This window comes from Streptomyces flavotricini, assembly GCF_020639365.1.
Taxonomy (GTDB): domain Bacteria; phylum Actinomycetota; class Actinomycetes; order Streptomycetales; family Streptomycetaceae; genus Streptomyces; species Streptomyces flavotricini.
Genome location: NZ_JAINUL010000001.1, coordinates 7729507 through 7742719, shown reverse-complemented (window position 1 = coordinate 7742719; position 13213 = coordinate 7729507). Strand labels below are relative to the sequence as shown.

At 72.8% G+C, this 13213-nt stretch carries 12 protein-coding genes; 9 read left to right on the top strand and 3 right to left on the bottom strand.

What is annotated here, in order from left to right; all coding sequences use genetic code 11:
- Window positions 1-30: 30 nt before the first annotated feature.
- Both K7B10_RS35410 and K7B10_RS35405 read left to right on the top strand, forming a co-directional pair.
- Complete coding sequence (locus K7B10_RS35410; RefSeq protein WP_229343018.1) at window positions 31-444, top strand: hypothetical protein; 414 nt, start codon at window positions 31-33, stop codon at window positions 442-444.
- Entirely contained in the window at window positions 441-653 is a 213-nt protein-coding gene (locus tag K7B10_RS35405) for a hypothetical protein (RefSeq protein ID WP_229343016.1), read from the top strand. The genes K7B10_RS35410 and K7B10_RS35405 overlap by 4 nt, the downstream gene beginning before the upstream one ends.
- Before the next feature lie 57 nt (window positions 654-710).
- On the opposite strand, the gene polX is transcribed toward K7B10_RS35405, so the two are convergent.
- Complete coding sequence (polX, locus tag K7B10_RS35400; RefSeq protein WP_229343014.1) at window positions 711-2432, bottom strand: DNA polymerase/3'-5' exonuclease PolX; 1722 nt, start codon at window positions 2430-2432, stop codon at window positions 711-713.
- A gap of 172 nt (window positions 2433-2604) precedes the next feature.
- On the opposite strand from polX, the gene K7B10_RS35395 reads away from it, so the two are divergent.
- The gene (locus K7B10_RS35395) at window positions 2605-3978 is read left to right on the top strand and encodes a GH1 family beta-glucosidase (protein ID WP_229343012.1); all 1374 of its coding nucleotides are present in this window, start codon (window positions 2605-2607) and stop codon (window positions 3976-3978) included.
- Window positions 3975-5231, top strand: a complete 1257-nt coding sequence (locus K7B10_RS35390; protein ID WP_229343010.1) for an MFS transporter — start codon at window positions 3975-3977, stop codon at window positions 5229-5231. Before K7B10_RS35395 ends, K7B10_RS35390 begins: the two co-directional genes overlap by 4 nt.
- A 112-nt stretch (window positions 5232-5343) precedes the next feature.
- On the opposite strand, the gene K7B10_RS35385 is transcribed toward K7B10_RS35390, so the two are convergent.
- Complete coding sequence (locus K7B10_RS35385) at window positions 5344-5580, bottom strand: chaplin (protein ID WP_229343008.1); 237 nt, start codon at window positions 5578-5580, stop codon at window positions 5344-5346.
- A 409-nt stretch (window positions 5581-5989) separates the two neighbouring features.
- On the opposite strand from K7B10_RS35385, the gene K7B10_RS35380 reads away from it, so the two are divergent.
- From K7B10_RS35380 to K7B10_RS35370, 3 genes are all read left to right on the top strand, one after another.
- Window positions 5990-7852, top strand: coding sequence for an ABC transporter ATP-binding protein (locus tag K7B10_RS35380; RefSeq protein ID WP_229343006.1), 1863 nt, complete (start codon window positions 5990-5992; stop codon window positions 7850-7852).
- Entirely contained in the window at window positions 7849-8748 is a 900-nt protein-coding gene (locus K7B10_RS35375) for a serine/threonine-protein kinase (RefSeq protein ID WP_229343005.1), read from the top strand. The genes K7B10_RS35380 and K7B10_RS35375 overlap by 4 nt, the downstream gene beginning before the upstream one ends.
- 67 nt (window positions 8749-8815) lie before the next feature.
- Window positions 8816-10087: a PA0049 family protein gene (locus K7B10_RS35370; RefSeq protein ID WP_229343003.1), complete on the top strand. Its 1272-nt coding sequence runs from the start codon at window positions 8816-8818 to the stop codon at window positions 10085-10087.
- A 7-nt stretch (window positions 10088-10094) separates the two neighbouring features.
- On the opposite strand, the gene K7B10_RS35365 is transcribed toward K7B10_RS35370, so the two are convergent.
- Window positions 10095-11789 (bottom strand): DUF885 domain-containing protein, encoded by a 1695-nt coding sequence (locus K7B10_RS35365; RefSeq protein WP_229343000.1) that lies wholly within the window; start codon window positions 11787-11789, stop codon window positions 10095-10097.
- A gap of 210 nt (window positions 11790-11999) precedes the next feature.
- Between K7B10_RS35365 and K7B10_RS35360 the strand changes: the two genes are divergently transcribed.
- On the top strand, window positions 12000-12419 hold the full coding sequence (locus K7B10_RS35360; RefSeq protein ID WP_229342998.1) for a DUF7144 family membrane protein: 420 nt from the start codon (window positions 12000-12002) through the stop codon (window positions 12417-12419).
- Window positions 12420-12501: 82 nt separating this feature from the next.
- Window positions 12502-13152, top strand: coding sequence for a hypothetical protein (locus K7B10_RS35355; protein ID WP_229342996.1), 651 nt, complete (start codon window positions 12502-12504; stop codon window positions 13150-13152).
- Window positions 13153-13213 lie beyond the last annotated feature (61 nt).

The following is a 13213-nucleotide window of genomic DNA, read 5'->3' as shown; positions in this document are numbered from 1 at the left end:
CGGCCCGTTCACACCGAAGGGGATACAGCCATGCTCCCGAACCGTAGGACCGCCGCCGCGATCGGCACCCTCGCGCTCGCCGGCGCCCTGATCTGCGCCGCTCCCGCGCAGGCCGAGTCCGCCAGTCCCGCCCCCGCCGCGCCGAAGACCGCCAAGTCCGCACCGAAGGGCGACGGCGCCAAGGCGATCTGCAAGCGCCTGCCCAAGACGGAGACCCGGGTCAGCACGGCCATCACCCGGCTCAAGGGCGACGCCACCGTCCTCGGCTCCGTCGCACGGCTGGAGCAGCGCGTCACGAACGCCCAGACCGCCGGCCACACCGAGGTGCACACCTACCTCAACGACCGCCTGACCTTCCGCAAGAGCCTGCTGCCCACCCTCCAGAAGCGGCAGGACGACCTGAAGGCCGTCAGCACCTGGTGCTCCGCGCAGGAGTCCAAGTGACCCGGGTGGCCGTGTCCCGCCGCGGCGCCGCGGCCCTCGCCACCCTGGCCGCGGCGACCGCCCTGCTGCTCACCGGCTGCACGCCGGGCGCGAGCGCCAAGCCGAACGGCACGGCCGACGGCGCCACGGTCAAGGACATGCAGCAGAAGCTGGACGACGCCGAGAGCGCGGCCGCCCAGGCGGACACGGACGCCACGCAGAACAACTGACCCGCCCCGCTCACGCCCGGCCCGCCCCGGTCCTCGGGGGCGGGCCGGAGCCGTTCTTCAGCGCCCGCCCTTCAGGAACCGCTGCAGGCGGGTCCACGGCCAGGCGTTGACGACGTCGTCCTTCGTCAGCCAGCCGCGCTGCGCCGTGCCCACCCCGTAGCGCAGGTACGGCAGGTGCGTGGTGGCGTGCGCGTCCGAGTTCACGGCGAACTTCACCCCGTGGCGCTTGGCGCGCAGGATGTCCTCGTCGCCCAGGTCGAGCCGCTCCGGGTGCGCGTTGATCTCCAGGGCGGTGCCCGTTCGCGCGCAGGCGGCGAAGACGGCCTCGAAATCGGCGTCCACGCCCGGGCGCCGGCCGATCCGCCGGGTGGTGGGGTGGCCGATGACCGAGACGTACGGGTTCTCGCAGGCCCGGATGAAGCGGCGGGTCATGGCCGCCCGGCTCTGGCCGAAGTGGGAGTGCACGGAGGCCACGCACAGGTCGAAACCGGCGAGGAACTCGTCGGGCCAGTCCAGGCCGCCGTCCGGGCCGATGTTGAGTTCGGTGCCGTGCAGCAGCCGCATCCCGCGCACCGTGCGGTCGAGCGCCCGCACCCGCTCGCGCTGGGCCAGGATCTTCTCCTCGGTCATGCGCTGCATGGCGAGGTCCGGCGCGTGGTCGGTGACCGCGTAGTACGCGTAGCCGCGCGCCGCGGCGGCGGCCACCATGTCCTCCAGGGAGGCGAGTCCGTCGGTGAGGTCGGTGTGGGTGTGCAGGTCGCCCCGGATGTCGTCCTGCGCCACGAGGGCGGGCAGTTCGCCCCGCAGCCCGGCCGCGACCTCTCCGCGGTCCTCGCGCAGTGTCGGCGGGATCCAGGGCAGGCCGAGCCGGGCGTACACCTCCTCCTCCGTCTCCGAGGCGAGGCTCTCGCCGCTCTCCGCGTCGAAGAGCCCGTACTCGGAGAGCTTGAGGCCCTGGCGCACCGCGAGGGCGCGGGTGCGGATGTTGTGCGCCTTGGACCCGGTGAAGTACTGCAGTCCCGCCCCCCAGGAGGCGGGCGGCAGGACGCGCAGGTCGACCTGGAGGCCGGCCGCGGTGCGGACGGAGGTCTTCTTCGCGCCGTGCGCGATGACGTCGGCCACCAGCGGGAGCTCCGTGAGGGCCGTCATGAAGGGCGCGGATTCCCCGGCCGCGACCAGGATGTCGACATCGCCGATGGTCTCGCGCATGCGGCGCAGCGAACCCGCGTACGTGCACCGCACGCAGCCCGGGATCCGCTCCATCTCGGCGACGATCTGCTCGGCGATGTCCATCGCGGCGCCGAGCAGGATCCGGCCGTCGGCGTTCCGGAGCACGGAGATGCCGTGGAGGATGTTCCGCTCGGTCTGCTCGCCGAAGCCCTTCAGGTCGCGCAACCGCTCCTCTCGAACGGCCTCCTCCAGCTCTTCGACGGAAGAGACGCCCAGCTCCTCGTGGAGGACGTGGGCCTTGCGGGGGCCGAGCCCGGGGATCGCGGTCAGGGCCCGCACCCCGGCCGGGACGGCGGCCCGGCGCTCCTCGATGTCCGGGACGTGCCCGGTGCTCAGGTACTCGACGATCTTCTCGGCGATCGACCTGCCCACGTTCGGGATCTCCCGCAGGCCCTTGACGTCCAGCTCGGAGACGTCTGCCGGGTGGCCGCCGATGGCGCGGGCGGCCTTCTCGTACGCGCGCGCCTTGAAGGCGTCGCCGCCGCTGATCGAGATCAGGTCGGCGTACTCCCGCAGCAGTGCCTCGACCTTCTCGTTGGCCCTGGCCATGCCTCCAGGGTGCCTCTTGCGCCGGGTCCCGGCTCGGTGCGCCGGGTCCCGGCACGGGCACTGCCCCCGAGACAGAAGTTGAGGATTGTTCACTTTCCATTGACAGGGCGGGTGCCGCGGGCCAACAGTGTGCCGTCAGCGCCCTCGCCCGCCTCGACCGAAGTGAGCCCGTATGACTGCGTCCGTACCCGCGTTCCCCGCCGATTTCCTCTGGGGCGTCTCCGCCTCCGCGTTCCAGATCGAGGGCTCGCCCACCGCGGACGGCCGGGGTCCCTCCTCGTGGGACGCGTTCACCAGGGAGCCCGGACGCATCAAGGACGGCTCGCACGCGGACGTGGCCACCGACCACTACCGCCGCTACCGCGAGGACGTGGCCCTGATGGCCGGACTCGGCGTGGGCGCCTACCGGTTCTCGGTGTCCTGGTCCCGGGTCCTGCCGGACGGCCACGGGCAGGTCAACCGCAAGGGCCTGGACTTCTACGACCGCCTGGTGGACGCGCTGTGCACGGCCGGCATCGCCCCGGTCCCGACCCTGTTCCACTGGGACACCCCGCTCGCCCTGGAGGAGAAGGGCGGCTGGCTGACCCGCGACACCGCCGAGCGGTTCGCGCAGTACGCGTCCGTGGTCGCGGAGCGGCTCGCGGACCGCGTCCCGATGTGGATCACCATCAACGAGCCCGCCGAGGTCACCCTCCTGGGGTACGGCATCGGGGAGCACGCCCCCGGCAAGGGCCTCGTCTTCGACGCCCTGCCGGCCGCGCACCACCAGCTCCTGGCCCACGGCCTGGGCGTCCAGGCCCTGCGGGCCGCGGGCGCCCGGCAGATCGGCATCGCCGCCTCGCACAGCCCGGTGTGGCCGGCGAGCGACAGCGCGGAGGACCGCGGCGCGGCCGAGCTGTACGACCTGCTCACGAACCGGCTCTTCGCCGACCCCGTCCTGACCGGCGCGTATCCGGACGAGGGCCTGGCCTCCCTGCTGCCCGGCCCGGTGGCCGAGGACCTGAAGACGATCTCGGCCCCGCTGGACTGGTACGGGATCAACTACTACAACCCGATGCTCGTCGGCGCGCCCCAACCGGCCTCCCCCGCAGGCGAGTTCGGGGGCATCGAGATACCGGCGGACCTCCCCTTCGCGTTCCGGCCGATCGAGGGGTGCGAACACACCGACTTCGGCTGGCCGGTGGTCCCGGACGGGCTGCGCGAACTGCTCGTCCGCCTGCGGGAGCGCTACGGCGACCGGCTGCCGCCGCTGTACATCACCGAGAACGGCTGTTCTTACGCGGACGCGCCCGACCCCGTGACGGGGCGCATCGCCGACGACCGCCGCATCGAGTACCACGCGGGCCATCTGGCCGCCCTGCACCGGGCGATGGCACAGGGAGTCGACGTCCGCGGCTACTTCATCTGGTCGATCCTCGACAACTTCGAGTGGGCGGAGGGGTACCGGCAGCGGTTCGGCCTGGTCCACGTGGACTACGAGACGCTGGAGCGGACACCGAAGGAGTCGTACGCCTGGTACCGCGACGTGATCAAGGGCGGCAGATGACCGTCGGGGGGACGGCCGCGAAAGCCGTCGACCCCGCCGATCCCGCGGGTCCGGTCGGCGGGCGGTGGGTGGGTGCGCTGTCCCTCGCCAACCTCGGGGTCTGGGTCGGCTGGTTCGGCCCGCTCCAACTGCTCCTGGCCCGCCAGGCGGAGCAGCTCACCCCGGACCACAAAGCGGCCACGCTCGCCCTGGTGACGGGGGTGGGGGCGGCCGTCTCGATGGTCGCGAACCCGGTCTTCGGGGCCCTGTCGGACCGTACGACGGCCTCCGTGGGCCGGCGGATCCCCTGGGTGGTGGCGGGGACCCTGGGCGGGGCGGCCGGGCTGCTCGTCCTCGCGCGGGCTTCGAGCGTCCCCGTGGTCATCGCGGGCTGGTGCCTGGTCCAACTGGCCCTCAACGCGGCCTTCGCCGCGCTCACCGCCGCCGTGCCCGACCAGGTCCCGCCCCGCCGCCGCGGGCTGGTCGGCGGCTGGCTCGGGGTCTCGCAGGTCGGCGGCATCCTGGTCGGCACGGCGCTGGCCACGGTCGCGGGCGGCATCACCGCCGGTTACCTCGCGTGCGCGGCCTTCTCGGTGCTCGCGGCCGTCCCGTACGTGGTGATGCGGCGCGACACCCGACTGTGGCCCGAAGCCCGGCCCGTGTTCCGGTGGCGGACCTTCCTCACCGGCTTCTGGATCGACCCACGCCGCCATCCCGACTTCGGCTGGGCCTGGTTGACGCGGTTCCTGATGAACCTGTCGTACTCCGTCAGCACGATGTACCTGCTGTACTACCTGACCGACGCGGTGCACTACGGGGGCGACGCCGACACCGGCGTCCTGATCCTGACGGCGCTCAACGCGCTCACCCTGCTGGCCACGGTGGTGGTCGGCGGCGTCCGATCGGACCGCACCGGCCGCCGGAAGGTCTACGTCATCGGGTCGGGGCTGGTCATCACGGTGGCCACGCTGCTGCTGGCCGTCTGGCAGACCTGGACCGGGGCGATCGTCGCCTCGCTGGTCCTCGGGGTCGGCTTCGGCGTCTACACCTCGGTGGACTTCGCCTTGCTGACGGACGTGCTGCCGACCGCGCAGGACCGGGGCCGGGACCTCGGCGTCATCAACATCGCCAACGCGCTCCCCCAGGTGCTGGCTCCGGTGATCGCCGCGCCGGTGGTCACGCACTTCGGCGGGTACACCGCACTGTACGCCCTCGCGGGTGCTCTGGCGCTGGCGGGATCGGTGCTGGTCCGCCGCATCCGCGGGGTCCCCTAAGGGCTGTCCGGCGGATCAGGGGCGGGGCCGCCCCTGATCCGCCGGACAGGCCCTGGGCCGACGCACCGCGCGGTGCCACCGGACGGGCCGGTGGCACCGCGGGCACGGTGGATCAGGTGTTGATGCAGGTGTTGCCGGCGGTCGGGTTCAGCGCCGCGAGGATGTTGATGCTGTTGCCGCAGATGTTGATCGGGACGTGGATCGGCACCTGGACGACGTTGCCCGAGAGGATGCCCGGCGAGCCGACGGCGTAGCCCTCGGCCTTGGAGTCGGCGGAGGCGCTGCCGATCCCGCCGAGCGTCGCACCGGCTACCAGACAGGCCGCGACGGCCAGGGTACGGATCTTCATGTGGGTCTCCCATCGCATGAGGGTGTTGCGGGGGCCATCCCATACCAGCCCGGCCCGAACCCGGCCGATTCACCCGGTCGTGGGCCCCGTCCGCGCAGGGCGACCGCCGATCGGCAGGCGTTCGGGGAAGACCTCCGGAGACTTTCGGAAGGTGAATTTTTCGGGAAAGGGCAATCTCCTGAGCCCTCTGGAGCGTATGCCCCTGTGGAAGCCTCTCCAGTGAGACAGCTCATGGAGGAAAACTCATGGCCATCTTCACTCACCTGATTCCCGCAAAGCACCGGCGTCGCGGCAAGAGGGACATGACCTCGGGACGTGACGACACCACCGGGAGGCGCCGTCACCGTCGCCGTCACTACACCAACAACAACGGCCACAACGGCCACCATGGCAACAACTGGTAAGCACCATGGGACGGGTCGCGCGGCATGCCCTGCGACGACTGCTGTCGGTGGCGGAAGACCCCGACGCGGTCGTCGCGGCCGCGCCGCCCGTCACACCGCGCGAGGCGTTCCGCCGGTTCTGGCCCTATACGCGGGGCGGCCGGCGCTGGCTCGTCCCGATCCTGCTCTTCAGCATGATCGGCCCGCTGCTCGACGCGGCCGAAATCTGGCTCTTCAAGATCGTGGTGGACGAGGTCCTCGTCCCGCGCGATCTGCGCCCGTTCCTCTGGATCGCCCTGGCCTACCTGGGGCTGGTCCTCGCCTCGGGTGTTCTCGCGTTCGCCGACGACGTGCTGTCCACGTGGGTCGGCGAGCGCTTTCTGCTGTCCCTGCGGTCGGATGTCTACCGGCACGTCCAGGGGCTCTCCCTCGGGTTCTTCGAGCGGCGACGGCTGGGTGACGTACTGTCACGCATCACCGGAGACGTCGACGCGATCGAGACGTTCCTCCTCTCGGGCGTGACCAACGCCCTCTACTACGTGATCCAGTTGGGCGTCTTCCTCGGTCTGCTCTTCTACCTGAGCTGGGACCTGACCCTCCTCGCGCTCGTCATCGTGCCGCTCTTCTGGGGCGCGGCGCGGCGCTTCTCCCGGCTGATCAAGGCCGCCTCGCGCGAACGCAGGCGGCGCAGCGGCTCGATCAGCGCGATAGCCGAGGAGTCCCTCGGCAACATCGCGCTGGTGCAGGCGTACAACCGGCAGGGGACGGAGGAGGGCCGGTTCGAGCGCGAGAGCGTGGGCCGCTTCCGCGCGGCGATGGTCTCGGCCCGGATCCGCTCCGTGTACGGCCCGATCGTGGAGGTCATCGAACTGACCGGAGCGCTGGCCGTGATGGGGATGGGTACGTGGAAGCTGGCGCAGGGCCAGCTCACCCTGGGCGGGCTGCTCGTCTTCGTCGCCCTGCTGGGCCGCCTCTACAGCCCGATCCGCGACCTGTCGCAGCTCACGAACACCTTCTACGCGGCGTCCGCGTCGGCCGAGCGGATCATCGAGCTGCTCGACCAGCAGCCGCAGGTCGCCGAGGTCGAGGCCGCCCGTGCCCGGAGGATCGGACGCGCCCGGGGCGATGTCGAGTTCCGCGGCGTCTCGTTCCGGTATCCGGGCACGGCGCGATGGGCCCTGCACGAGGTGTCCTTCCGCGTGCGGCCCGGTACGACGGTGGCGCTCGTCGGGGCCAGCGGCGCCGGCAAGTCCACGGTCGGGAAGCTGCAGTTGCGCTTCTACGACCCGGACGAGGGGTCGGTCCTCCTCGACGGGACCGACCTGCGGGAGCTGCGGCTGTCCGAACTGCGCGAGAACGTCGCGGTGGTGCTGCAGGAGACGCTCGTCTTCCACGGCACGGTACGGGAGAACATCGCGTACGGGCGGCCCGGCGCGACGGAGGCGGACATCGTCGCCGCCGCCCGCGCGGCCGACGCCGACGGGTTCATCCGGCTCCTGCCCGAGGGCTACGACACCGTCGTCGGCCAGCGGGGCCGGACCCTGTCCGGCGGGCAGGCCCAGCGTCTGGCGATCGCCCGCGCCATGGTCAGGGACGCGCCCGTACTGCTCCTGGACGAACCGACCACCGGCCTGGACGCCGAGTCGGCCCGCCGGATCATGGAGCCGCTGCGCCGGCTGATGGCCGGGCGGACCACGGTCGTGATCTCCCACAACCTGCTGACCGTCCGAGACGCCACCTGCACGGTGGTGCTGGACCGGGGCCGGGTCGCCGAGCGCGGTACGCACGAGGAACTGCTCGCACGGGGCGGGGTCTACGCCCGTCTGCACCGGATGAACGGCGGCGCGCCCGGCTCCGGTTCCGCCTCCCCGCTGAAGGTCCTGTCATGAGCCTCGCGACCACCGCCCGTCCCGTCGGCCCGCCCCTCGCGCCCGGCGCGCGGCCCGCGCCCGGGTACGAGGTCCTGGCCCATCTGGACCGCACCGGCTGGCTCGATCTGTACGACGCCTGGAGCGAGGAGCGGGACTGCCGGTGCGTGGTGAAGATGCTGCGCCCCGACCGCCGCGGCGAGGCGCGGACGGCCGAACGGCTGGTCCGCGAGGGGCGCTGGCTCCGGCACTTCACACACCCGCACCTGGTCCGCGCCTACGAGACCTTCGAGTCCCCCGAGCCGCTCGTCGTGCTCGAGACGCTGACGGGCGAGACGCTGTCCCACCTCATCGACCGGCTGCCGCGGCGGGCGGCCGCCCAGGACGTGGCCGTCCTGGGCGTGCAGCTGTGCTCCGCACTGCACTACCTGCACGGCGAGGGCCTGCTGCACCTGGACCTGAAGCCGGCGAACGTCGTGGTGGAGTGCGGTCACGCGAAGGTGCTCGACCTCAGCACCGCCCGCGCACCCGGGATCGCCCCGGCAGGTGTGGGCACGTTCGGCTACATGTCCCCCGAACAGGCCCGCGGCGGAGTCCTGTCGGCGGCGGCCGACGTCTGGGGCATCGGCGTCACCCTGTACGAACTCGCCACCGGGGAGGTCCCGTTCGACAGCGGCGACACCGTGGACGGGACCCTCGACGGGACGACGGACGCCGGGCCCGCGGACTGGTACCCCCAACTCGACGAGCCGGCCCCGCCCGTCCGCGCGCACCGGCGCCTGCCCGCGGCCCTGGCGGCGGCCGTCGACGGCTGCCTGCGGCCCGATCCGGCGGAGCGGCCGACGGTTCCGGAGCTGTCGGCCGCCCTCGACGCGACGCTGCGCCGGCGGCGCCGAGACTCCACCGAGCCGGAGTGACGGGAACCGGCCAGACCGGTGGAAGAGCCTGGTGAGGCGCGAGACCAGCTATGTAATGTCACATTGCATGATGCTCTTACGGCGTACCGCCGCGCTCGCTGTCCTCCTTGCCACCGCCCTCCCCCCGGCCGTCGCCGCACCGGCCCACGCGGACGGCACCTCCTCCTGCCGTACGGCACCCTCCGCACCCCTCGACACCGAACAAGCGCGGCTCGCCGACCCGCGGACCGCCGCGCTCGTCGAACGCGCCGGGTTCGGGGACTTCGTACGGCGCTTCCCCGCCGCACTGTGCTCGGTCCGCACTCCCGCCGAGGCCGGGCGGCTGCTCGACAGCTGGGGCGAGGCGCTCTGGCAGGCCGCCGTACGGCGCGCCCAGGGGCAGCGCCCCGGCGGCGACCTCCCGGCCGGGGACGACCGCCCGCTGTACTGGACCCGGCTGGCCATGACCACCGCGCTCGCCCGCTGGGAGCCGGGATTCGCCGTGGACCGCGCCACGCTGCGCACCCGCTTCGAGGACTCCTCGCGCGGCCTCGCCGACAACGCCTTCCAGACGCCGGCGGGGGTTCGGCACGTCTTCGTCAGCGGCTTCGACCCCTTCGGGCTCGACACCGAGCTGCGCCGCGCCAATCCCTCCGGTTCCGCGGCGCTCCAGCTCAACGGGCGCCGCATCACCCTCGCCGACGGAAGCCGCGCCGAGATACGGGCCGTCGTCCTGCCCGTGCGGTACGCCGACTTCGACGCGGGCGTCGTCGAGCGGGCCTTCGCCCCGCGCCTGACGGGCGGTCCCGGCGCGGCGGACGTCATCACGACGATCAGCCAGGGCTACCCGGGCATCTTCACCCTGGAGGCCTGGGCGGGCCGGTCCCGGTCGGCGGACCCGTACCCCGACAACACCGGCTCCCTCTCCGGCGGCACCCGCGAGCACCCGGTGACCGCCCCCGGTCTCGGCCCGGGCGCGCAGTTCATCCGGACCACGCTCCCGACCGAGGCGGCGACCGACTCCGTGCGGAACCCGTACCCGGTGCTGCTCAACACGGCCGTCACCGAGATCCCGGCGGGCGCCACCGGGCCGGTGGACCGCGAGGACGGCCCGACGCCGGGTTCGCGCGCGGTGGAGGGCGGCGGGGGTGGCTACCTCTCCAACGAGGTGGCCTACCGCTCCAACCGCCTGCGCGGCGAACTCGCCCCCGAGCTGCCCGGCGGCCACCTTCACACCCCGGTCCTCACCGGCCTCCCGACGGACCCTGGCCTGCTGACGGGCCCCGAGTTCGAGCGCAACGAGACCGCGATCACCGCGGAGGTCCGCGCCGTCCTGGAGCACACCGCCGCCCGCCCCTGAATCCCGCCTACAGGGAGCCGAGTTCTTCGCTCAGGTCCGTCAGGCCGAGCGAGCCGAGCGAGAGCGCGGCCATGTGCCAGCGCTTGAGGTCGAAGTCCGGGCCCTGCTTGGCCCGGGCCCGCTCCCGGCCCTCCAGCCAGGCCCGTTCACCGAGCTTGTACGAGATCGCCTGGGCGGGCCGGCCCAGATAGCGGACGACCTCGCTGTCGAGGTACGCGGCGGGCCGGCTGGAGTAGCGGCCGAGGAACTCCCGCGCCAGCGCGGGAGTCCACCGCTCCCCCGGCCGGAACGGCGAGTGCGCGGGGACGGGCAGCCGCAGGTGCATGCCGATGTCGATCACCACGCGCACGGCCCGCATCATCTGGGCGTCGAGGTGGCCCAGCCGGTGCGCGGGATCGGCGAGGAAACCCAGCTCGTCCATGAGGCGTTCGGCGTACAGGGCCCAACCCTCGGTGGTGGCACTGACCTTGGCCACGCCCGTCTGGTAGCGGGAGAGGCCGGACGCGACGAACGTCCAGTGCCCCAGCTGGAGATGGTGCCCGGGGAAGCCCTCGTGGTACCACGTGGAGACGAGGTTGTGGGTGGGGAAGCGGGTCCGGCCCAGCGTGGGCAGCCAGGTCCGGCCCGGACGCGCGAAGTCCAGGGACGGCTGCGAGTAGTACGGGGCCGCGGCGCCGCCGGCCGGCGCGATGCAGGACTCGACCTTCCTGACCGGCCCCGCGATGTCGAAGTGCCGCCCGTCCAGCGCCTCCACGGCCTCGTCCATCAGGGACTGGAGCCAGATCCTGGTCTCCTCCACGCCGTGGACGCTCCTGCCGTGGTCGCCCAGCCAGGCCAGTACGACCCAGGGGTCCTGCCCGCCGGGCAGGACGCGCTGCGCCTCGGCCCGCATCTCGGGCAGCAGTCGGTGGAACTCCTCCCAGCCGTACGCGTACGCCTCGTCGAGGTCGAGATCCGCGCCGGTGTAACAGCGGGCGAAGCGGCCGTAGCGCTCGCGCCCGACGGCGTCCTCGGCCCCGGCGCCGGTGGCCTGGGCCTCGTACTCGCGCCGGAACCACTCCCCCAGCTCCGCGAAGGCGGCGGTCGCCGCGCGCGCCGCGGCACCGACCTCGGCGCGCAGGTGCGGCGGAGCACCGGCGGCCAGCGGGCCGAAGCCACCGCCTGCGGAGCCGGCGGAGCCCCCGGCGCCCAGCCACTCCTCCAGCTGCGCCACGTTGGCCCGTACCTGGCGCGGCGCCGCCGCCAGCCCGCGCCCCACGCCCTCGGCCAGCGAGGCCCGGTAGCCGCTCAGGCAGTCGGGGACGGCCCGCAGCCGCTGCGCGATCGCCGCCCAGTCCTGCGGCGTACGGGTCGGCATCACCGCGAAGACCTTGCGGACCCGGTGCAGCGGCGAGGAGATGTTGTTCACCGCGCGCAGGTGCTCGCCCGCCTCGTACTGGGCCAGTTCCGCGTCGAGCCGCTCCCGCAACAGCCGCGCGCACCGCCGCTCGACGTCGGCGTCCGCAGTGCTGCCCGCGAGCCGTACGAGGGTCTCGCGCGCGAGCTCGGCCTCGGCGGCGGCCCCGTCGGGCGAGAAGTCCGGCAGTCTGCCGGCGCCGACGGAGGTGCCGAGGTACGTGCCGGTGATCGGGTCGAGCCCGACGAGGGCGTCGACATGCGCGTCGGAGATCTGACGGGGCAGCTCACGCTGGGGCCTCAACATGCCCCGACCCCTGCCCAGCCCCTCCCCCGGACAAGCCCCGGGCCCGTGTCTTTGGCCGGTATGCCGTGAGCGGCCGGCCCGGCCGCTCACGCTCCGCGAGCAGGTCGGTCACGCCCCGACGTGCGGGGCGCGGAAGTGGTGCGCACGATGGGGTACGGGACCGATGTGGCATTCGGAACGGGGTCCCGCATCCGAGAGAGAGGCGGCGCGATGAGCAGCACGCCGAGTTCCACGCCGAGCAGCACCAACAGCGGCTGGGCCGCGGGCGGCACGATGTTCGCCGGCGTCGTGATGGTCGTCACCGGCATCTTCAGCATCATCGAGGGCATCGTCGCGATCGCCAACGACGAGGTGTACCAGCGCATCGGCGCCTACACCTTCAAGTTCGACCTCACCGCATGGGGCTGGATCCATCTCATCGCCGGCATCCTCGTCGTCGCCGCCGGTGCGGCGATCCTCAAGGGCTGGGAGGCCGGCCGGTATGCCGGTATCGTTCTGACCAGCCTGTACGTGATCCTGCACTTCATGTGGCTGCCGTACCAGCCACTCTGGTCGATCATCGCCATCGGCCTCGGCGTGTTCGTCATCTGGGCCCTGTGCACCGACGTCCCCCGGGCGACGAAGCACTGACGGTGTGACGGCAGCGGCCGGACTCCGACGGATACCCTCGTGCCGGTAGGCGTACACCACCGGCACGAGGAGCAGAGACGGCATGACGATTCACCGGCCCGGCCGGCCCGGAGACCTTCCCGCGGCGGAACTTCTCTGGGCCCGCTGGGCGTTGGTCGCCGTACTGGAGGCGACGACCGCGGCGGAGAGCCACGGTGTGCACCGCACCGGCCACTGGATCGACGGCTCCGCGCTCCGCCTCGACGACTGCGGCTGCACGTGGTGGGCCCTGCGCCGGATGGGCCGGGGCCGCTTCGTGCTCTACGGCGAGGACGAGTCGAGCGGCGTCAAGTGGCACGAGCCCGCCATCGACATGCTGGCGGGCGGCCCGGACTGGCTCCCGTACGAGAAGCTGCGCGACCTGCTCGAGGGCTGGGAACTGGGCTGCGTCTACTGGTACGAGAACGGCGCCTGGGCCCGCGCCCCCTACCCTGAGGACCTCGGGGACGACGGTCTGGACTGCGGTGTGAACCGTTTCGCGGACAGGCGGGAAGTCCTCGGCCTGCTGGCCGGGCACGGCCCGGCCGCGAAGGAGCTCCTGGAGGCCGCCGAGGGGTACCGGCTGGCGCCCCGGGCGCTGGATTCCCTGGTCGCTGTCGCCGGCGACGAGGGACGGGACGAAGACTGGGACCTGCCCGCCATGCACCGCGCGCTGGCGCTGGCCGGCCTCACCGGGGAGCCGGTCACCACGTAGTGCACGCGGTCCCGAACTGTTCTAGCGTCGTATGAGTGCCCGCACGGAGGTGAGGACGTGG

Excerpts from the sequence above, each read along its gene's own strand:
- K7B10_RS35410 (WP_229343018.1), top strand. The coding sequence starts at position 31 with ATGCTCCCGAACCGTAGGACCGCCGCCGCGATCGGCACCCTCGCGCTC.
- K7B10_RS35355 (WP_229342996.1), top strand. The coding sequence starts at position 12,502 with ATGACGATTCACCGGCCCGGCCGGCCCGGAGACCTTCCCGCGGCGGAA.
- K7B10_RS35380 (WP_229343006.1), top strand. The coding sequence starts at position 5,990 with ATGGGACGGGTCGCGCGGCATGCCCTGCGACGACTGCTGTCGGTGGCG.
- K7B10_RS35360 (WP_229342998.1), top strand. The coding sequence starts at position 12,000 with ATGAGCAGCACGCCGAGTTCCACGCCGAGCAGCACCAACAGCGGCTGG.
- polX (WP_229343014.1), bottom strand. The coding sequence starts at position 2,432 with ATGGCCAGGGCCAACGAGAAGGTCGAGGCACTGCTGCGGGAGTACGCC.
- K7B10_RS35375 (WP_229343005.1), top strand. The coding sequence starts at position 7,849 with ATGAGCCTCGCGACCACCGCCCGTCCCGTCGGCCCGCCCCTCGCGCCC.
- K7B10_RS35390 (WP_229343010.1), top strand. The coding sequence starts at position 3,975 with ATGACCGTCGGGGGGACGGCCGCGAAAGCCGTCGACCCCGCCGATCCC.
- K7B10_RS35395 (WP_229343012.1), top strand. The coding sequence starts at position 2,605 with ATGACTGCGTCCGTACCCGCGTTCCCCGCCGATTTCCTCTGGGGCGTC.
- K7B10_RS35370 (WP_229343003.1), top strand. The coding sequence starts at position 8,816 with ATGATGCTCTTACGGCGTACCGCCGCGCTCGCTGTCCTCCTTGCCACC.
- K7B10_RS35365 (WP_229343000.1), bottom strand. The coding sequence starts at position 11,789 with ATGTTGAGGCCCCAGCGTGAGCTGCCCCGTCAGATCTCCGACGCGCAT.
- K7B10_RS35385 (WP_229343008.1), bottom strand. The coding sequence starts at position 5,580 with ATGAAGATCCGTACCCTGGCCGTCGCGGCCTGTCTGGTAGCCGGTGCG.